This is a genomic window from Pseudomonas sp. ICMP 3272 (assembly GCF_001466905.1).
Lineage (GTDB): Bacteria > Pseudomonadota > Gammaproteobacteria > Pseudomonadales > Pseudomonadaceae > Aquipseudomonas > Aquipseudomonas amygdali.
Genome location: NZ_LKEK01000053.1, coordinates 121079 through 140115 on the forward strand (window position 1 = coordinate 121079; position 19037 = coordinate 140115).

Sequence of the window (19037 nt, forward strand, 5' to 3'; positions counted from 1 at the left end):
AAAGTGTTGCCGCGGCAGTTCGAAAAGCCATCAATAGACCGCTCGAAAGTTTCGGAAAAACAGCCTGATTTATTTGATTAGTCTCGTATCTGTCCACAAGGACTCATGAATTAAAGGACTAAATGAAATGAAACAGGACAATACGATGAGCATGACCGACAACCTTGATTACATTGCCGCTTGTGAGCTGGCTCAATGCCCTGCTTCGTCCATCGCCCACGCAGCAGCCATAAAGCCTGAATTGCTTCTGGCCAGTGACGAGACTGACTTTGACCCAGGCGATGAACCTGCCAAGGGGGCCGTGGTTGCAAGCAGTCTGGTGGCATTTGCCGAGGGCGTTTCGCTGCAGAGCAAGCAAGACGTCATGGACTCCTTTCTGTTTGCCACCCTTGTGGCCAACAAGGCGTTCAGCCCTGAAACCCAGGGTGATCAGTGGTACGACAAATTCAACGAAGTACTCTCGAAGGTTGGCTGGCTTTCCACCCATTGGAACTATGCCCGCTATCGTGCTACCCAGCAGCGTTTCACCATGGACGAAGTCGGCCTTGAGATCCTTGGCTCGGCTGTTGCGGCTGCCGCTTTGCCTGGGCCTGCATCGCTGCTGATGCTCAAGGTCGCTGCGGATGCCATCGCTGCGCTGAAAGCCAAAAAAGAGCCTCTTCGCCTGTTTGAAAGCCAGGCAAAAACCCACCGCGGCGGCAGTTTTCGCATTGCCTCGTGCATCGAGTCCGATGACAAGACCGTGACTCTGTCCATGGGCGCGGTCAGTTTCCAGACCGACAGTAACGTCACCAATGTCTTGTTCTGGGAGTGGCAGGACACAAACGTTGAAACCTGGAAAGGCGAGGACAATCTGGTGCTCAACACGAGCCTGTATTCGCGCCATCGCGACCTGGTCCAGCAAAAGCTGAGCGACAACGCCAAAAGCGCGATCGAAGAGTTTGAAATCTGATCGGGTTATTTGCGGAGGCAGGGGTTGCCTCCGCTTTCGGGATAAAAAGGAATTTCTCCCATGAAGCAGGAATTGGATGCCGCAGTCGTCAATGCCGGCTGTTTGCTGTTTTTCCCCACCTCGCAGCAGGTCGCTCCGAAAAACGATGTGCTGGACTCGATGCTGTACGTGCAGTTGGCCGCATCGAAGCAGCACCCCAGGTTTGCCGAGTTCGAAAAATGGAATGAAACCCGCCTTGCTGCGGCTCTGCGTTTCGGCTGGGTACTGAATGCCAGCGAACATGTCAGCGAGCCTTTGCCGGTAGATGCTGTCCGGACCGTATGGAGTTGCCTCGAGCGTGCCCTTGCACCGTCAGTGGCAGCGCAGACCCTGCGGGGCGCAGAAACATTGATGCGTAAAGTGTGCAAGCAATCGGCTAGTAACACGGTGCTTCAGTTGCTGCGTAGCCAGACGGTACAGAGCGGTTTGAATCATGCGGGAAAATTGCAGGTCAGCGTGGTCCTGCAACTGGGGTTCTTCGACGATCAGCACAACCTGACGCTGGCGCAGCTGCAGTTCGCCACACGTCAGCCGTTGCCATCCGGTTTTCTTTTCGAAGTACTTGAACCGCAAAGTGTCTACGGCAACATCGCTGTGACCGTTTATAAAATGCAATTGATTGAACAGGTCTATTCGCAGTTTCGCGATGACATCGATACGGCGCTGTCGAGCAGGCGTCCCGGTATGATCATGTCGCTTGGGGCAACGCCTTATGTCTGATCTGGATGAGACTCTGCTGGCAGGGGCCAATCTCCTGTCGTTCGCCCGTAATGTAGAGCCCGGTTTGCGTCAGGACGTACAGGACTGTCTGCATCATGCGCAACTTGTTGCGGATGACCAGCATTCCCCGCGCATGGCCTGGCGTTCATGGCTGGACGCTTACCAGCAAGCCATTCTTGCAACGGGTGGACGGCGCAGCGCGGTGATTAACGACGTGCGCTTGAGAATTCACAGTTTCAGGGACATTGGCAAATTGCAGCTTCCAATGGTCAATAACTCCGTCGAGCTTCGCCGGCTCTATCGCAGCTCACTCGACAGGCTGCTGAGCAGTGATCATGCGAAGACATTTTTCAGCAGCTGGTTTACGTTTGGACGTTCTGAAAGCTTTCAACTCATGCCTTGTGCAATGCACAGCGAAGACGAGGTGATGATCCTGTTGTGCAGCCTGCAGATGACCACCGTTGCGTCGAGGCCAGCGCTTTATTTCTGGCAGATTCTTGGCGGAGAAATGCAAGTACATGCTGTTGGTACTGCGTTTCGGTTCAGTCGCAAGAGCTTCGAACCTTTTCGCCAGACTGTTCAGGACATGCTGGCTGATCTTGCTGCCGCTGAAATCATCAATTTATAACGACGGTCAAGTGCCCATGGAAGGGAGTTACTCAAATGAAAGCAGGCAAAGGCAATGCGGCGTACCTGGGCGATATCCCCAGTATGGTGACGTTTCTTCCGGGGCTTACAAGTGAGGAGCGCACGGACATTCAGGATGTACTTCTGGATGCGCAGTTGTTCGCAGGTAAGCAGTTTGATTTCAAGACGCAGTGGAGCAGCTGGATGCATTACTACCGCAGCCGGCTCAAGACCCGTGGCATACAGCAAAAAGGCGTGGTTCTGGGCGACTCGCTGATCGTAAGCAATGTCGATGATTTGTTACAGGCGACCTTCAAGGTCAGCAGTCCAGCGGACCGCAAGCGCCTTGGCGGCATGGTGCAGCGCGCTGTCGCAGCATTGGGAGTGAATCAGGCGGCAGAGTCTTACTTTAAAAACGGCTTTGAACAAGGCCGTCTGGGCAGCTTCCAGGTAGTGCCCTGCGAGAAGTATGAACCTGATCGGGTACTTCTGTTGCTGTGCAGTCTGCATCTGAGCGTGGACGAGCACGCGGCGGGTAGCCGACGGCTGCTGTTTCACTTCAAGGGCGGCAGTTACATCTTTGACCGCAAGATTTACGCCGCATATCGTAATGGTGTAACGCGGTATCTGGACGGCAGGGCGCAAGGGCTGGTGCGGGCTGCACGTATCTGAGTTGTATCAGGGCAGCAGATAGCCCCTTATACCGGTAAAGATGATTTGTGCCGCCAACGCACAGACGAACAACCCCATCAGGCGGCTGACAATCTGCAAACCCTGATCGCCCAGGATACGTTCGATGCGGTTGGAGAGGTAAAGCACCACGCCAACCGTGAGGCTGGCCAGTGCAATACTCAGGATGGCAGTGAGTTTGTCATCCCAATGAGGCTGACTGACGCCCATGACCAGTAGCGCGCCGATGGTGCCGGGGCCGACGGTAAGGGGAATGGTAAGAGGAACAATGGTCACATCCTGCTGGATATTGTCGGTCTGGACTGCCGATTTGCCTTGGGCCATGCCCAGTGCGGATATGAACAGCACGCTGCCAGCCCCAATCCTGAATGCATCGACCGTGATTCCGAATACATCGAAAATCACTCTACCGAACAGATACAGCAAGACGCTGGAAACCAGTGTCGCCAGCGCTACCTTCCAGGCCAGACGCCGCTGCTCCTTGCGCGAGTGACCGCGGGTCAGGCTGATGAAGCAGGAAAGGACGAAAAACGGGCTGTAAAGCACCAGCATTTTCAGGTAGACGCTGAACAACACGTGAAGCATGGCTTCGACTCACAGCAGCAGGTGGATGGCAGTGCCAGTCTATCAGGCCACTGTGTGCCTTTCCCGTTGCTGTCAGTTTTGTCGATACTGCTCGCTGTCCGAAGACAGTCCGCGAGCCTTGTCGCGGTGCGCTACCCAGTGTTCGACCAGTTCGCGCAGTTGCGAAAGCTCGATAGGCTTGGCCATGTGGCCGTCCATACCTGCTTGGCGCGCACGGTCCTTGTGCTCGGTGAGAATATGCGCGGTCAGTGCAACGACCGGTGTGCGCACCCGCTGATTGCCGACCTCCCAGGCACGCAGTTGCTCGGTGGCCGAGAAACCGTCGAGTATCGGCATTTCACAGTCCATCAGTACCAGATCGTAACGCTGTGCCTTCATGGCACGCAGCGCTTCTTCGCCGTTGCTCGCCGTATCGGGATTCAGGTTGAGCTTGCCGAGCATGCCACGGATCACTTTGGTCGAAATGCTGTTGTCTTCGGCTACCAGGATCCGGAAGTCGCCCGGTACGCTGACCGGCGTATTGATGACCGGGCCGGGTTTTTGTGCGGCAACGCCCTTGTTCAACTGGGTCAGTTCATCTGCCAGCGTCGTCTTGAGCGTATAGCCCGCCACCGGTTTGGCCAGAATGCGCTTGATACCGGAGTTACGAGCGATGATCTTGCTTGGGGCATTGCTGATGCCGGTCAGCATGATCAACAGAATGTCGTGATTCAGACTTGGGTCTTCCTTGATCTTGGCGGCCAGTTGCATGCCGGTCATGCCGGGCATGTTCTGGTCGAGCAGGACCACATCGAAATAGTCGCGCAGATGCGCCTTGGTCCGCAGCAATGCCAGTGCCTCCTTGCCGGACGCCACTGCGCTGACATTCAGGCCCCAGGCGCTGCATTGCTGGACCAGCACCTTGCGGCAGGTATCGTTGTCGTCAACCACCAGCACTCTGGCATCTTTGAGCGGGCTGTCCAGATCGATGGTCGGCTGCTCCAGCAGCTTTGCGTCCAGCGGCAGGTTCAGCCATAACGTGTTGCCCTGGGCACCGCTGTTCTGAATACCGAATTCGCCGTCCATCAGGATGATCAACTGGCGGGCGATGACCAGCCCCAGATGACCACCGAGCCTGCTGCTGGCCAGGAAATTTCGGCTGTGCAGTTCGGCGTGCAGCAACTCTTCACGTTCTTCGTCGGAAAGCGATTCACCGCTGTCCTGCACTGAAATACGCAAACGCGTCTTTCCGTTTTTCGAAGACTCAAGGGCAACTGCCAGAAGAATTTCACCTTCGTCGGTCTTCTTCAGGGCGTTTTCCAGAAGGCTCAACAGCGTCTGGCGCAGGCGAGTGGGGTCGCCATTGATAACGCGTGGCACCTGGGGCTGGATCTGGCTGATCAGCTCGACCTGCTGCTGCTCGGCCTTGGCGCGGAAGATGTTCAGGCAGTCCTCGACCAGCGCGCCGATGTCGAACTGCACATCGTCCAGTTCTATCTGCCCTGACTCGAGCTTGGTGATGTCCAGAATCTCGTTGATCAGCGTCAGCAGTTCGTTGCCGGCACTGTGAATGGTCTGCACATAGTCGCGCTGCTTGACTGACAGCGGCGTACCGAGCAGCAGTTCGGTCATGCCCAGCACGCCATTCATGGGGGTGCGAATCTCGTGACTGATCTTGGCCAGAAATTCGGCTTTGGCGTTGATTTCGGCAGTACTGGCAGCCTGATCGCGGCTGAGGCTGAAACGGTCTTCGGTGATGCTGCGATGGCGTTCGCTAAGAGCCAGGCTCATCGACAGACCGCTGATGCAGAACACGCTTAGCAGCGCGAGTATCAGCCACTGTGGCGGCACCAGACTCAGCCACAGCAGGCCCGGCAGAACCACCATGTAACCAATATTGAAGATGATCATCCCGAGGACAAACAGGCGCGCCGAACGATAGCCCTTCTGCCAGTGCCACATCGACACCGCCAGAATGCTCAACGTCGTCAACGAGACCAGGCCGAAGGTCAGAATGTTGATCGGCAGTCTGTCGTCCAGCATTACCAACACAGTGCCGATGCCCATGAGCACGGCGTTGCCCAGCAACAGACGATCCAGCTTGCGGGCGTTGCGATGGACGAAGAAGCAATAGGTGTAGATCAGGCCTGCAACGGCCGCCAGCAATAGCGCAATGTGTGCGCTGGGGGTCTGTGCGATATTCCACGGATCAATCGGGCGGAGCAGGTTAAGCAGCAACAGGGCACTGAGCCCGAGCAGTGCTTCGCAGGCGGCGAGCCATAGATTGCTACGCGACCGTGTATGCCCGTAGCGCGTCAGGTTCTGCACGATGAGCATCGACAGCGCACCGAAAAGCAGCCCGAACAGGAAGGGTTCAGTCTCGTCGGCGGCGCTTTTGACGGCCGGTTCCAGGGTAATGCTGGGGCGCATTTTCTGGGTGGAGACCAGCTTCAGATAGATATCCAGCGTGTTTGAACTCTGCGGGATCGGCAGCAGAAAATCGTTCGAGGGCAGACGCTGATCTTCCTTGGGCACCTCGTTGCCGGTGCGCAGGTGATCAATCTGTTGATCGCCGTCCATGACATACATGTCCGCGCTGGCGAGGTCCGGAGCGAAGATGCGCAGAAGCTGCTCGTGCTGGGTAGGCAGCAGGCGGTAGTGCAGCCATACCGCACTGTCACGTTCCGCTGCAGTGACTCGTTCCAGCTCGATAGGACTGAATTGATTCTGGTAGCGCGCCGAACGAATTTCATCCAGCGTCAGGTGGGCCTTTTCGTCGAGCAGCGTCGACCAACCTGCGCCATGCTCGGCCTGTGCCGAAAGCATGAACAGCAGGGTCAGCAGTCCAGCGATTGAGGCTATGGCAATCCTGAGCCAGCGCACAATGAAATCCCTTCGTGAGTGAATGCCGGGTAAAACCGCGAATGCCGGGTCAAATCGGCCTGCCTCTGATTGAAGAGACAGGCCTGATTGATTATTCCAGCTCTTCGCCACGCTCACGGGCAATGGCACGGTAGCCAATGTCCTTGCGATAGAAACATCCTTGCCAATCAACCTTGGCAGCCAACGCATAGGCATTTTGCTGCGCATTGCCAACACTGTCACCCAGTGCTGTAGCACACAGTACACGACCGCCGCCGGTCACGACACGATCATCCTGCAAGGCAGTGCCCGCGTGGAATATCTTGCCTTCCAGCTGTGCAGCAGCGTCCAGACCTTCGATGACTGCGCCTTTGGCGTAGTCGCCAGGGTAGCCACCGGCGGCCAGGACGATTCCCAGGCTTGGACGGGGGTCCCACTGTGCTTCGATCTTGTCCAGTGCCTGCGCCAGCGCAGCTTCAACCAGCAGTACCAGACTCGATTGCAGGCGCAGCATGACCGGCTGGGTTTCCGGGTCGCCGAAGCGGCAATTGAATTCGATGACTTTCGGGTTGCCAGCTTTATCGATCATCAGACCAGCATAGAGGAATCCGGTGTAAACATTGCCTTCATCAGCCATGCCCCTGACGGTCGGCCAGATAACCAGATCCATGACGCGTTGATGAACTTCGGCGGTGACCACCGGCGCAGGGGAGTAGGCCCCCATGCCACCGGTGTTCGGGCCGGTGTCGCCGTCGCCGACGCGCTTGTGATCCTGGCTGGTGGCCATGGGCAGCACATTCTTGCCGTCGACCATGACAATGAAGCTGGCTTCTTCGCCATCGAGAAACTCTTCGATAACGACGCGGGAACCGGCTTCGCCAAAGGCGTTGCCAGCGAGCATGTCACGCACGGCATCTTCGGCTTCTGCCAGGGTCATGGCGACGATCACGCCCTTGCCTGCTGCAAGACCGTCGGCCTTGATGACTATCGGAGCGCCTTTTTCACGCAGATAGGCCAGGGCAGGCTCGATCTCGGTGAAGTTCTGATAGTCGGCAGTAGGGATCTTGTGGCGCGCCAGGAAGTCCTTGGTAAATGCCTTGGAACCCTCAAGCTGCGCAGCGCCGGCGGTCGGACCGAAGCAGTCCAGACCACGGCTGCGGAACAGGTCGACAACGCCTGCAACCAGAGGCACTTCAGGACCGACGATGGTCAGTGAAACGTTCTTTTCAGCGAAATCCGCCAGTTGCTCCAGTGCCAGAACGTCGATAGCCACGTTCTCGCATTTGGCTTCGATGGCCGTGCCCGCGTTGCCGGGTGCGACGAACACCTTCTGCACACGTGGGTCCTGAGCGACTTTCCATGCCAGGGCGTGTTCACGACCGCCGCTGCCAATGATCAAAACATTCATTTCAAAAACCTCGATGACGCTGATTCTGGAGTACGCGGTGTGCCTGAGGCGACCCAACCGCCGTACGAGACCGCACTGGCGCAGCAGACGCCTGCGCCAGTGCGGCCGTTTTTCTGATTAGTGCCGGAAGTGACGCATGCCGGTGAAGACCATCGCGATGCCGGCTTCGTCTGCTGCTGCAATCACTTCGTTGTCACGCATCGAGCCGCCGGGCTGGATGACGGCAGTGATGCCGACCTTGGCCGCGTTGTCGATACCGTCACGGAACGGGAAGAACGCATCGGAGGCCATGACCGCGCCCTGTACCTGCAGCCCTGCATGCTCGGCCTTGATAGCGGCGATGCGTGCCGAGTTCACGCGGCTCATCTGGCCTGCGCCGACGCCGACGGTCTGGCGGTTGCGGGCGTAGACGATGGCGTTGGACTTGACGTACTTGGCGACTTTCCAGGCAAAGATCAGGTCGTGCATTTCGTGTTCGGTAGGGGCACGCTGGGTAACGACCTTGAGGTCTGCCTGAGTGATCATGCCGATATCGCGGCTCTGTACCAGCAAGCCGCCATTGACGCGTTTGTAGTCCCAGGCAGGCAGACGCTCGCTCCACTGGCCGCTGGTCAGCAGGCGCACATTGGCTTTGCTGGCCACGATGGCACGCGCTTCGGCGCTGACGCTTGGCGCGATGATCACTTCGACGAACTGGCGCTCGACGATGGCCTTGGCCGTTGCTGCGTCCAGCTCGCGGTTGAAGGCGATGATGCCGCCAAATGCCGACTCGGAGTCGGTGGCATAGGCCAGCTCGTACGCCTGACGAATGCCGCCTTCATCATCCGGGCAGACCGCGACACCGCATGGGTTGGCGTGCTTGACGATCACGCAGGCCGGTTTGACGAAGCTCTTGACGCATTCCAGCGCGGCGTCGGTATCGGCGACGTTGTTGAACGACAGTTCCTTGCCTTGCAGCTGGGTGGCGGTGGCAATGCCGACCTCGGCAGGTTTGGCTTCGACGTAGAACGCCGCACTCTGGTGCGGGTTCTCGCCGTAGCGCATTTCCTGAGCCTTGACGAACTGGGTGTTGAAGGTGCGCGGGAACTGACTGCGGCCTTCGGTGCTCAGGGTTTCGGCAGTCTGGTCGACGCCGCCCAGGTAGTTGGCGATCATGCCGTCGTAGGCGGCGGTGTGCTCGAACGCCTTGAGCATCAGGTCGAAGCGCTGTGCGTAGGTCAGGCCGCCAGCCTTGAGGCTTTCCAATACCTGGCCGTAGTCACTGGCGTTGACCACGATTGCGACATCTTTATGGTTCTTCGCAGCGGAGCGGACCATGGTCGGGCCGCCGATATCGATGTTTTCGATGGCGGTCGGCAGGTCGCAGCCCGGTTTGGAGACAGTGGCTTCAAACGGATACAGATTGACGGCAACCAGATCGATCGGCTTGATGCCGTGCTCGGTCATGATGGCGTCGTCGATGCCGCGACGACCCAGAATACCGCCGTGGATCATGGGGTGCAGAGTCTTGACCCGGCCATCCATCATTTCAGCGAAGCCGGTGTAGTCAGCCACTTCGACTGCCGCGACGCCGTTGTCCTTGAGCAGTTTGAACGTACCGCCAGTGGAAAGAATCTCGACGCCCAGCGCTTCAAGCTCGCGGGCAAACTCAAGGATTCCTGTCTTGTCGGATACGCTGATCAGGGCGCGACGGATAGGCAGGCGGGTAGTCTGGTCGGTCATCTCGATTTCCATCAAAAGCAAAAGAAGTCAGCAAAAAAAAGCGACCGCGGTGCAAGGTCGCCTTTTCTGTTTTGAATGCTTTAAAGCAGATCGTACTGTTTGAGTTTCTTGCGCAGCGTGCCGCGGTTCAGTCCCAGCAGCTCGGAAGCCTTCGTCTGGTTGCCCTTGACGTAGTTCATCACGCTTTCCAGAAGCGGAGCCTCGACTTCCGACAACACCAGGTTGTAGACGTCAGTGACGGATGCGCCTTCGAGGTGGGCGAAATAATTGTGCAGCGCCTTCTCGACACTTCCGCGCAGGGTCTGACCCTCTTCGCTCGGCGTGTTGAGGTGCTGTTTCAAATTGACGTTGTCGCTCACGGGTGTTGTTCCACTCACTAAAGTCTCGGTCATCATCGTCATGCGGCCACCTCTTTATCATTCTCGTTATCCGGGCCCTTGCAGCCTTGGCTGAAGAACTCCCGGACGTTGGCGCACTGTGCTTCCGTATCTTCCAAACGATTGAAGTGGGCGCGAAACTCTCTGGCGCCCGGCAGGGTTGCGAGATACCAACTGACGTGTTTGCGTGCAATACGCACGCCCATCACATCTCCATAGAAAACGTGGAGCGCTGCCAGATGCTCAAGCAGAATACGTTCCACTTCACTCGACTGCGGCGCCGGGAGTTTTTCTCCGGTACGCAGAAAGTGTTCTATCTCGCGGAAAATCCAGGGACGCCCCTGGGCGGCCCTGCCAATCAGTAACCCGTCTGCGCCGGTGGCCTGTAGCACGCGCCGGGCTTTTTCGGGTGAATCGATGTCGCCGTTGGCAAACACCGGTATCGACACTGCCTGTTTGATCATGGCAATGGTGTCGTACTCGGCTTCGCCGGTGTAAAGGTCGGCACGGGTTCGCCCGTGTACCGCCAGTGCCTGAATACCGGCCTGCTCGGCGATTTTCGCCACCGTCAGACCATTTCGGTTGTCGCGATCCCATCCGGTGCGGATCTTCAGCGTGACCGGCACATCGACAGCAGCCACGACGGCCTGCAGGATGTCGTTCACCAGTTGCTCGTCTTTCAACAGCGCCGAGCCTGCTGCCTTGTTACAGACCTTCTTGGCCGGGCAACCCATGTTGATGTCGATGATCTGGGCACCCAGTTCGACATTGGCACGTGCTGCGTCTGCCAGCATCTGCGGATCACCACCGGCGATCTGTACCGAGCGTGGCTCGGGATCACCTTCGTGGATCATGCGCAGACGCGATTTGCGGCTGTTCCACAGGCTCATGTCACTGGTGACCATCTCCGAAACCACCAGGCCCGCACCGAGTCGTCGGCACAGCTGACGGAAAGGCTGGTCGGTGACGCCCGCCATCGGGGCGAGGACCAAGCCGTTTTGCACTGTATATGGGCCGATGCGTACTGCCGACATAGCCTTACCTGTTGTGGAGGCCAAATCATCCGCAGGCCGTGTAAAAAACCGTTTCACCCGGTCTGCAACGGCCCGTCCCACCAGCCGCTTGCGCCACCGTCAGATCGAACCGAGAGTTTGAAAAAGGGTTGGCATGATACCCGCTCTCGATGACTGGATAAAGGCTGAATTGGATAAAATCTGAACAGCTCGTTGCGGCGCTTGCAGGGAACGATTACACGGCATTTAGCACTGTAAATTCTGCGATCATGCGGCGTTCCCTGGCATAACGAGCCTGTATTGGATCAAGTAAAGCCGACGTTATGGCAGTGGGCCTGTCATTCCGGCGAACGGAAGTTCAGGCTGTAATTCACGGCCTTGGCGCCTGGATCAAGGATATCCAGCGCGATATGGATCGGCGTTTGCGGTGGCATCTCTTCCTTGCCGGCCATTTCGCCGCTCAGGTATTCACCGGGCTTGAACCGACGACTGGCAATCAACTGACCGCCGGTATCGGAAAAACGCAGCTCCAGCAGCGGGAACGGCTGGGAAAACGAGGCACGGTTGTAGATGATCGCGTCCACCACCAGAGCCCCCTGAAACTCAGGATGGCTGCGTACCACCAGGTTGCTGCTCTTGAGCTGGGATATGTCCACCTTGGTCGGCACCTTGCAGCCAATTTGCGGGCAAACCTGCTGGAACCACGGGCGATACTGATCCTGGCGAGCCAGTTGATCGAAATGGTACCAGACGTATTGACCGGCCAGACCCGCCAGAGCCAGTACGATCAACAGGCCCCACGCAAGGCGTCGGCCCCAGCGCGGTTTGGGCGGCTGCCAGTCCAGTTGCAAAGGGTCGTCAGTCAGGTCAAGCAGTGCCTGCTCGCGCACTGCAGGTTCGTTACGGCTGCGTCTGCCACGGGGTTCAGGTTCTGGTTCGTCGTCGTCCTGATCTTCGTCGTCATCCACGGCTGACCAGCGTTGCACTTTCTCGGCAGGCAGGGCCTTGCGCGGTGTGGTAACAAGCACGACGGGTTCGTCATCGTCCAGGTGCTTGTCCAGTGACAGCGAGGGCTCGGTCCTTTTGTCGTCGGGCAACGGCTCCGGGTCTTCGGGCGAATCCGGGTCGGGGATGACCTCGGCGTGCAGCTCGGGCAGACGTTCGACATCGTCGTTGTGCAGCGTGCCGACCCAGGCAGCCTCGTCGGTCTGGCGGTTGTCACGCTTCGCGGTAAGGCTCTCATCGTCAGTGCCGTCATCGCTGGCCGGGCGGGCGAAGGTGTCGGGTCGTCGAGTCTCGCGCTGTTCGAGGCGAGCCAGTTCTTCGTCCAGGTTCAGATTGTCCAGATCCAGCTCGCTGACCTGCCAGGGGTCATCGTCTTCAAGTGCCTTTTCCGGTTCTGGCTTCAGCTCGGGTTCGGGCGTCGACGCAGGCTCTGGTTGGGGCGGGGCTATGACCACCGGTGCGGCGCTCAGGGCCTCCTTTTCGGAGTCGACTATGGCGCGCTGCTCCAGCAACTGCCGGGCTGCGTTGAAAACCTGCAGGCAGGCGCCACATCGCACCACGCCGCGGGCCACGCTCAGTTGAGCGTGGCTGACTCTGAAACTGGTCTGGCAGTGCGGGCACTGGGTGACAAAACTGTCGGTCATGCGGCTGTCCGGTTGAAGCGGCGGTTAACGGCGGCGTCCCGTGATGCGTACCCAGCCATCTCGGTTTGCGATCGGGTCCAGATCAAAGCTTTCAGCATAGGCCGCAGCGACTTCCTCACCCTGTTCGGCCAGGATGCCTGACAGGGCCAGGCGACCGCCGGTTCTGACCAGCGATGCCAGTTGCGGTGCCAGGGAAACCAGCGGGCCAGCCAGAATGTTGGCGACCAGCACATCGGCTTGCTGGTGCGGCAGGTCCTCGGGCAAGTACAGCGGGAAGCGCTCGGCAGCGATATTATTGCGTCCGGCATTGTCACGAGAGGCTTCCAGTGCCTGCACGTCGATGTCAGTACCCACGGCCTGTTCGGCACCCAGCAGCAGGGCGGCGATGGCCAGAATGCCCGAGCCGCAGCCGAAATCCAGCACGTTGCAGCCTTTGAGGTCCTGGCCGTCCAGCCATTCAAGGCACAGTGCGGTGGTCGGATGGGTGCCGGTGCCGAATGCCAGGCCAGGATCAAGCAGCAGGTTCACGGCATCCGGTTGCGGTGCAGCATGCCAGCTTGGCACGATCCACAGGCGCTTGCCGAAACACATTGGCTGGAAGTTATCCATCCAGCTGCGCTCCCAGTCCTGATCTTCGATGACTTCGGCGCTGTGCTCGGGCAGTTCTTCGCCGGTCAGCAGGCTCAGGTGTGCCAAGGCCATTTCGGCATTGGTGTCGGCTTCGAACAGCGCCAGCAAATGGGTGTGTGTCCATAGCGGCGTGGTGTTGAGTTCAGGCTCGAAAATCGGCTGGTCTTCGGCGTCCATGAATGTCACGGACACGGCGCCGACTTCAAGAAGGGCGTCTTCGTAGGTTTCGGCTTGTTCTGGGCTGATGGCGAGACGGACTTGCAGCCAAGGCATGGCGGATTACCTTCGATTCGGAAATTAAGTGCGGCTTGCACGGCCGGCGCGGCCGCAGGAAGCGGGCAAGTTTACTGCTATGCGCTGCAAACAACAAAGCCGCATCGCTGCGGCTTTGTCGTTCTGAAACACACTGGCTTATTGATTGGCCAGTTTGTGCTCCAGGTAGTGGATGTTGACTCCGCCTTCGCAGAAGCCTTCATCACGGGTCAGATCACGGTGCAGCGGGATATTGGTCTTGATCCCGTCGACCACGATTTCGTCCAGGGCATTGCGCATGCGTGCCATGGCTTCTTCGCGGGTCGCGCCCCAGGTGATCACTTTGCCGATCAGCGAGTCGTAGTTGGACGGAACCTTGTAGCCGCTGTACAGGTGCGAATCGACCCGCACACCGTTGCCGCCTGGTGCGTGGAAGTGCTTGACCAGACCTGGGCTTGGAACGAAGGTTTTCGGGTCTTCAGCGTTGATCCGGCATTCCAGCGCATGCCCTTTGATGACCACGTCATCCTGGGTGTACGACAGTTTGTTGCCGGCGGCGATGCTGAGCATCTCCTTGACGATGTCGATACCGGTGACCATTTCGGATACCGGGTGCTCCACCTGAACACGGGTGTTCATTTCGATGAAGTAGAAACGGCCGTTCTCGTACAGGAACTCGAAAGTACCCGCGCCGCGATAGCCGATATCGATACATGCCTTGACGCAGGCAGCCAGAACATCTGCACGTGCCTGTTCGTCGATGAACGGTGCCGGTGCTTCTTCCAGAACCTTCTGGTGACGGCGCTGCAGCGAGCAGTCGCGGTCGCCCAGATGAATCGCCTGGCCCTGACCGTCGGAAATAACCTGGACTTCCACGTGACGCGGGTTGGTCAGGTATTTTTCCAGGTAGACCATCGGGTTGCTGAACCAGGCCGCAGCTTCTGCGCGGGTCTGGGAGGCAGCTTCGATCAGGTCTTCTTCGCGATGAACCACACGCATGCCGCGACCACCACCGCCACCGGCGGCCTTGATGATCACCGGGTAACCCACTTCACGACCGATGCGCAGAGCGGTTGATTCGTCTTCCGGCAGCGGGCCGTCGGAACCCGGAACGGTTGGCACGTTGGCCAGCTTCATGGCGTCCTTGGCAGAAACCTTGTCGCCCATCAGGCGGATGGTGTCTGCTTTCGGGCCGATGAAGGCAAAGCCCGATTTTTCGACCTGTTCGGCGAAATCGGCGTTTTCAGCGAGGAAGCCGTAGCCAGGGTGGATCGCCGTGGCGCCGGTCACTTCGGCAGCCGAGATGATCGCCGGAATGTTCAGGTAGGACAGATTGGCTGGTGCCGGACCAATGCAGACGGTTTCGTCTGCCAGGCCCAGGTGCATCAACTCGCGATCTGCCGTGGAGTGTACAGCGACGGTCTTGATGCCCAGTTCTTTACAGGCACGCAAGATGCGCAAGGCAATTTCGCCGCGGTTGGCGATTAGAACTTTTTCCAACATCGCAGGCTCTCCCCGGGTCAAACGATTGTGAACAGCGGCTGGTCAAACTCAACCGGCTGACCGTTTTCTACCAGGATGGATTCGATCACGCCGCTGGCTTCTGCCTGGATGTGGTTCATCATTTTCATCGCTTCAACGATGCAGATGGTGTCGCCTTTCTTGACGGTCTGACCCACTTCGACGAATGCAGGCGAAGTAGGTGCCGGGGTGCGGTAGAACGTACCGACCATTGGCGACTTGACCACAAAGCCGTTCAGTTTCGGAGCCGATGGTGCTTCTGCTGCGGCCGGAGCGGCTGCTGGAGCCGGTGCGGCGACAGGCGCAGCAACCGGGGCTGGCGCGTAGTAAGGCTGCGCTGGAGTCTTGCTGTGACGGCTGATCCGTACGGACTCTTCGCCTTCACGAATTTCCAGCTCGTCGATACCGGACTCTTCCAGCAATTCGATCAGCTTCTTGACTTTGCGAATATCCATTAATCAACTCCCAAGGTTCTGTAAGGGCAATTTGTCGGCCGTTTCAAGCGATGTGGTCAGCTTCAGGCTGGACTCGTCATGGCTTGGCACTGGCGGCCAGTTGTTCCAGGGCGGCTTCCAGGGCCAGGCGGTATCCGCTGGCTCCCAGGCCGCAGATCACTCCTACAGCGACATCTGAAAAGTAGGAGTGATGGCGGAAAGGTTCGCGTTTGTGCACGTTTGATAAATGCACTTCGATGAATGGGATGCTCACTCCCATCAGCGCGTCACGTATTGCAACGCTTGTGTGCGTAAAAGCGGCCGGATTGATCAAAATAAAGTCCACACCCTCACCGCGGGCGGCGTGAATACGGTCGATCAGTTCATACTCGGCATTGCTTTGCAGGTACATCAGATGGTGACCGGCATCGCGCGCGCGTTGCTCCAGGTCCTGATTGATCTGGGGCAGGGTAATGGTGCCGTAGACCCCGGGTTCCCGAGTGCCCAGCAGGTTCAGGTTGGGCCCGTGAAGGACCAGGATAGTCGCCATTGCGTGTTCCTTTTATTGTCTGCGAGCGGTTTACGCCCGGCGACTATGCCGGAAGGGCAATGGACTGTCCAGTTAACAACAGTAGCCAGCACGATGAGCGATATTCGCGCAAAGTTTGTGACTCACCGTTTAGTTTTGGTCATTTGCCCTATTCAAGCGTTCAATCAGGCCCGTGGCGTCGATTTCGCCGACGACTCGCACATTTTGCAGCTCTTCGCCGTTTTTTGCGAAAAACAGCAGCGCGGGAGGACCGAATAGCTTGTAGCGGTCGAGCAGGGCACGTTGCTCTGCGTTGCTGTCGGTCATGTCGAAGCGAACCAGACTGTAACCCGATAACCCGGCAACGACTCCGGGATCGGGGAGAACTTCGTGCTCGATGACCTTGCAACTGATGCACCAGTCAGCGTACCAGTCGAGCAACAGCGGTTTGCCTGCGTTTTGCGCTTCCTGCATCACGCGGTCCAGTTCGGCTGAGGTGGTGATGGTTTGCCACTGGTTCGAGCTTGATGTGACTGTTGGGTTGTTTGCCGTGGCGTATTCGCGGCCCAGCGGACGCAGCGGGTCGGTTTGTCCGGACAGCGCGCCATACCAGCTGGCCAGCGCATAAACCAACAGCGCCAGACCGAGCAGTTGAGCGAGCTTTTGCCGAGTGGTCTTTTCAGTGAACTCCAGTGCGCCGAGAAACAGCGCAACACCCGCAGACAGCAGGCCGACCAGCAACAAGGTGACCTGGCCCGGCAAAACGCGGCTCAGCAAACCGATGGCCAGCGCCAGCAGCAGTACACCGATTGCATTTTTCACCGTGACCAGCCAAGGCCCGCTTTTCGGCAGCCATGCAGCACCACCGGTGGCTATCAACAGCAATGGCGCGCCCATGCCCAGGCCCAGCGCAAACAGTTTCAACCCGCCACCAACAGCGTCGCCGCTGGCGCTGATATACAGCAACGCACCGGCCAGAGGGGCGGAAACACAGGGGGAGACCAGCAGGCTGGAAACCACGCCCAGCACTGCTGCGCCCCAGAGTGATCCGCCTTCAGTCTTGCCGGCGATACGGTCCAGACGAGAACTGATCGACTGCGGCAGACGCAGCTCGAAAGCGCCAAACATGGCGATGGCAAAGATCACGAAAAACGCCGAAAACGGCACCAGCACCCAGGCCGATTGCAGGCGTGCCTGCAGATTCAGACTCGCGCCAAACATACCCATCAGCGCGCCAAGCAAGGCAAAACAGGCCGCCATCGGCAGTACGTAAGCCAGTGACAGGCTAAGGCCGCGCAGGCCGCCAACCTTGCCGCGTAGCACCACGCCGGACAGAATCGGCAGCATGGGCAGTACACAGGGGGTGAAGGTCAGGCCTACGCCTGCGAGGAAAAACAGCGCCAGTTCTTTCCAGCTCCAGGCGGCTGCGGTGGCTGCTGTAGTGGCGGATGCCGAGGCGGCCGGGCTGGCGGCCACATCGCCAATGTTCAAACGCTCGGTTTCAGGCGGATAGCACAGGCCCTTGTCGGCGCAGCCCTGATAGGTGACAGCGAGCGTGAAGGGGCGTTGTTCACCGGGTTTGCGTGGCAGGTCGATGTCGAGAATGCCGTGATAGACCTCGACATCGCCAAAGTATTCGTCGTGTTTCTGTTCGCCCTTGGGCAGTTGCGCTTCGCCCAGGCCGATATCAGCAGGCTCGGTGCGAAACTGGAAACGATGGCGATACAGATAATAGCCATCGGTGGCGACCAGCCTCAGCTTGATCGATTCTGGTGTGGTTTCGATCAGGCTCAGCTGAAAAGCCTGACGCACTGGCAGGAAATCCTTGCTGTTATCCAGCGAGCCGCCGCCCAGGGTTGACGACGGGCGGCTGTCCAGCAGACCGGCACCGGAGGCGGGCAGGGCCAGGATCAATAACATCAGGCATAACAAACGGCGCATGGCAGTCTCGAATCTCGAAAGTCCGCGCATGATAGCGGAGTGTTTCGCGGCCTGCTGCCAGGAGGTTTGTAAGGTGCGGTGTCATTCAGGTAACAGAACCACCCCGCGAGGCTACTTGCTACCCGCTGAAAACTTGCCGCCAGCCTCCTGTTCGTAGTACTCGGGGATTTTGTACTTATAGGTTTCCAGCCAGCGTTGCAGGCTCAGGTCACGCTCGGCGGCGGTATTGATTTGTGGCGTCGGCGATGCAGCCTTGCCGCTGGCTTGCAGTTGCAGCCAGGTTTCAGTCTGTTTCTGCGCGTAAGGTGATTGCTCGTCGCTCGCAGCCCAGGCGCTGCTGACGATAAACAGTGTGAAAATGCTGCCGACGAGTGCGCCTTTCATGGTTGTGCTCCTGTTGTACTGGCGGACGCGAGAGGTGTGGCGCGGGTTTTTCCGATTTTTTCGGCTCGCGACTGGGCCTCGGTGATCTGCTCGGGCGTCAGTCCGGCTCGAGAGGCCAGTTCGGCGGCTTGCGTCCATTTGTTCTGGTAGATCAGCAAGGTGGCCAGATTGATTGCCGCCAGCGGATCGGACTGTTTGAGCTCCATGGCGGTGAGGAACTGGAAGCGCGCCTGTTCCAGTTTCAACTGATTGAGATAGACAACGCCCAGGTCGTTGCGGATTTTTTCGTCAGTCGGTTGCAGTTTGCTGGCCATGAGCAGATGTTGCTGAGCCAGCGCATTGTCGCCACGCGCCGCAGCCAGTTGTCCCAGCCCATGCTCACCCTCGGCTGCCCGACAGGTGCCCAGCAGGCTGCGATACAGCGGCTCGGCTTCGTTGCTGCCCAACAGCCGTAATACCCGTGCCTTGCGCAGGCGAACCTCGCCCAGGCTGTCCGGCAGGCTTTCCAGATTGGCGAGGCTGGCATGCAAGCGTCCCTCATCTGCCATGGTCTGAGCCAGATTCAGGGAGAACTCCTGATCCGATGTCAGTTTGGGGCATTGGCCGGACTGAGCCGTGGCTTGTGTCCAGAGCGCGCTGCCATCACTGGTACATCCGTTCAGCAACAGCAGCCCGAGTAGTGCGATCACTGGTTTCATTGCAATGCGTCCTTTCGTGCACGGG

Annotated in this window: 18 protein-coding genes; 4 read left to right on the top strand and 14 right to left on the bottom strand. The window is 58.5% G+C overall.

From position 1 onward, the window contains the following. Nucleotides 1–127 precede the first annotated feature (127 nt). Genes AO068_RS14030 through AO068_RS14045 form a run of 4 tightly spaced genes read left to right on the top strand, consistent with a single transcriptional unit; the run spans nucleotide 128 to nucleotide 3010 of the window. Nucleotides 128–952 (top strand): hypothetical protein, encoded by an 825-nt coding sequence (locus AO068_RS14030; protein WP_058408662.1) that lies wholly within the window; start codon nucleotides 128–130, stop codon nucleotides 950–952. Nucleotides 953–1012: 60 nt separating this feature from the next. Then, nucleotides 1013–1711 carry a hypothetical protein gene (locus AO068_RS14035; RefSeq protein ID WP_058408663.1) on the top strand — a complete coding sequence of 233 codons (699 nt, stop codon included), beginning with the start codon at nucleotides 1013–1015 and terminating at the stop codon, nucleotides 1709–1711. Continuing rightward, complete coding sequence (locus AO068_RS14040; RefSeq protein WP_058408664.1) at nucleotides 1704–2339, top strand: hypothetical protein; 636 nt, start codon at nucleotides 1704–1706, stop codon at nucleotides 2337–2339. The genes AO068_RS14035 and AO068_RS14040 overlap by 8 nt, the downstream gene beginning before the upstream one ends. Nucleotides 2340–2374: 35 nt before the next feature. Then, a complete protein-coding gene (locus AO068_RS14045) occupies nucleotides 2375–3010 on the top strand; it encodes a hypothetical protein (protein WP_058408665.1) in 636 nt (211 codons plus the stop codon). 6 nt (nucleotides 3011–3016) lie between these two features. Here AO068_RS14045 and AO068_RS14050 read toward each other — a convergent pair whose 3' ends face one another. From AO068_RS14050 to AO068_RS14115, 14 genes are all read right to left on the bottom strand, one after another. Next, a complete protein-coding gene (locus AO068_RS14050) occupies nucleotides 3017–3613 on the bottom strand; it encodes a MarC family protein (RefSeq protein ID WP_003313945.1) in 597 nt (198 codons plus the stop codon). Nucleotides 3614–3685: 72 nt separating this feature from the next. Further along, nucleotides 3686–6475 (bottom strand): hybrid sensor histidine kinase/response regulator RetS, encoded by a 2790-nt coding sequence (gene retS, locus AO068_RS14055; RefSeq protein WP_058408666.1) that lies wholly within the window; start codon nucleotides 6473–6475, stop codon nucleotides 3686–3688. Nucleotides 6476–6566: 91 nt separating this feature from the next. Continuing rightward, complete coding sequence (gene purD, locus AO068_RS14060) at nucleotides 6567–7862, bottom strand: phosphoribosylamine--glycine ligase (protein WP_058402629.1); 1296 nt, start codon at nucleotides 7860–7862, stop codon at nucleotides 6567–6569. A 117-nt stretch (nucleotides 7863–7979) separates the two neighbouring features. Next, complete coding sequence (gene purH, locus AO068_RS14065) at nucleotides 7980–9584, bottom strand: bifunctional phosphoribosylaminoimidazolecarboxamide formyltransferase/IMP cyclohydrolase (protein WP_005732154.1); 1605 nt, start codon at nucleotides 9582–9584, stop codon at nucleotides 7980–7982. Between the two features lie 80 nt (nucleotides 9585–9664). After that, entirely contained in the window at nucleotides 9665–9985 is a 321-nt protein-coding gene (gene fis / locus AO068_RS14070) for a DNA-binding transcriptional regulator Fis (RefSeq protein WP_002555375.1), read from the bottom strand. After that, nucleotides 9982–10995 (bottom strand): tRNA dihydrouridine synthase DusB, encoded by a 1014-nt coding sequence (gene dusB / locus AO068_RS14075; RefSeq protein WP_004666305.1) that lies wholly within the window; start codon nucleotides 10993–10995, stop codon nucleotides 9982–9984. The genes fis and dusB overlap by 4 nt, the downstream gene beginning before the upstream one ends. Nucleotides 10996–11312: 317 nt before the next feature. Beyond that, the gene (locus tag AO068_RS14080; RefSeq protein WP_058408667.1) at nucleotides 11313–12623 is read right to left on the bottom strand and encodes a DUF3426 domain-containing protein; all 1311 of its coding nucleotides are present in this window, start codon (nucleotides 12621–12623) and stop codon (nucleotides 11313–11315) included. Between the two features lie 24 nt (nucleotides 12624–12647). After that, nucleotides 12648–13526: a 50S ribosomal protein L11 methyltransferase gene (prmA, locus tag AO068_RS14085; RefSeq protein WP_058402626.1), complete on the bottom strand. Its 879-nt coding sequence runs from the start codon at nucleotides 13524–13526 to the stop codon at nucleotides 12648–12650. A gap of 138 nt (nucleotides 13527–13664) precedes the next feature. Then, nucleotides 13665–15008, bottom strand: a complete 1344-nt coding sequence (gene accC, locus AO068_RS14090) for an acetyl-CoA carboxylase biotin carboxylase subunit (protein ID WP_058408668.1) — start codon at nucleotides 15006–15008, stop codon at nucleotides 13665–13667. A 17-nt stretch (nucleotides 15009–15025) separates the two neighbouring features. Next, a complete protein-coding gene (gene accB / locus AO068_RS14095) occupies nucleotides 15026–15481 on the bottom strand; it encodes an acetyl-CoA carboxylase biotin carboxyl carrier protein (RefSeq protein WP_002555370.1) in 456 nt (151 codons plus the stop codon). 76 nt (nucleotides 15482–15557) lie between these two features. Continuing rightward, a complete protein-coding gene (aroQ, locus tag AO068_RS14100; RefSeq protein ID WP_002555369.1) occupies nucleotides 15558–16010 on the bottom strand; it encodes a type II 3-dehydroquinate dehydratase in 453 nt (150 codons plus the stop codon). Nucleotides 16011–16139: 129 nt separating this feature from the next. After that, on the bottom strand, nucleotides 16140–17930 hold the full coding sequence (locus AO068_RS14105; protein ID WP_058408669.1) for a protein-disulfide reductase DsbD: 1791 nt from the start codon (nucleotides 17928–17930) through the stop codon (nucleotides 16140–16142). Between the two features lie 111 nt (nucleotides 17931–18041). Beyond that, the gene (locus tag AO068_RS14110; protein ID WP_005753139.1) at nucleotides 18042–18314 is read right to left on the bottom strand and encodes a DUF3613 domain-containing protein; all 273 of its coding nucleotides are present in this window, start codon (nucleotides 18312–18314) and stop codon (nucleotides 18042–18044) included. Continuing rightward, nucleotides 18311–19012, bottom strand: a complete 702-nt coding sequence (locus AO068_RS14115) for a hypothetical protein (RefSeq protein ID WP_057403566.1) — start codon at nucleotides 19010–19012, stop codon at nucleotides 18311–18313. Before AO068_RS14115 ends, AO068_RS14110 begins: the two co-directional genes overlap by 4 nt. Nucleotides 19013–19037 lie beyond the last annotated feature (25 nt).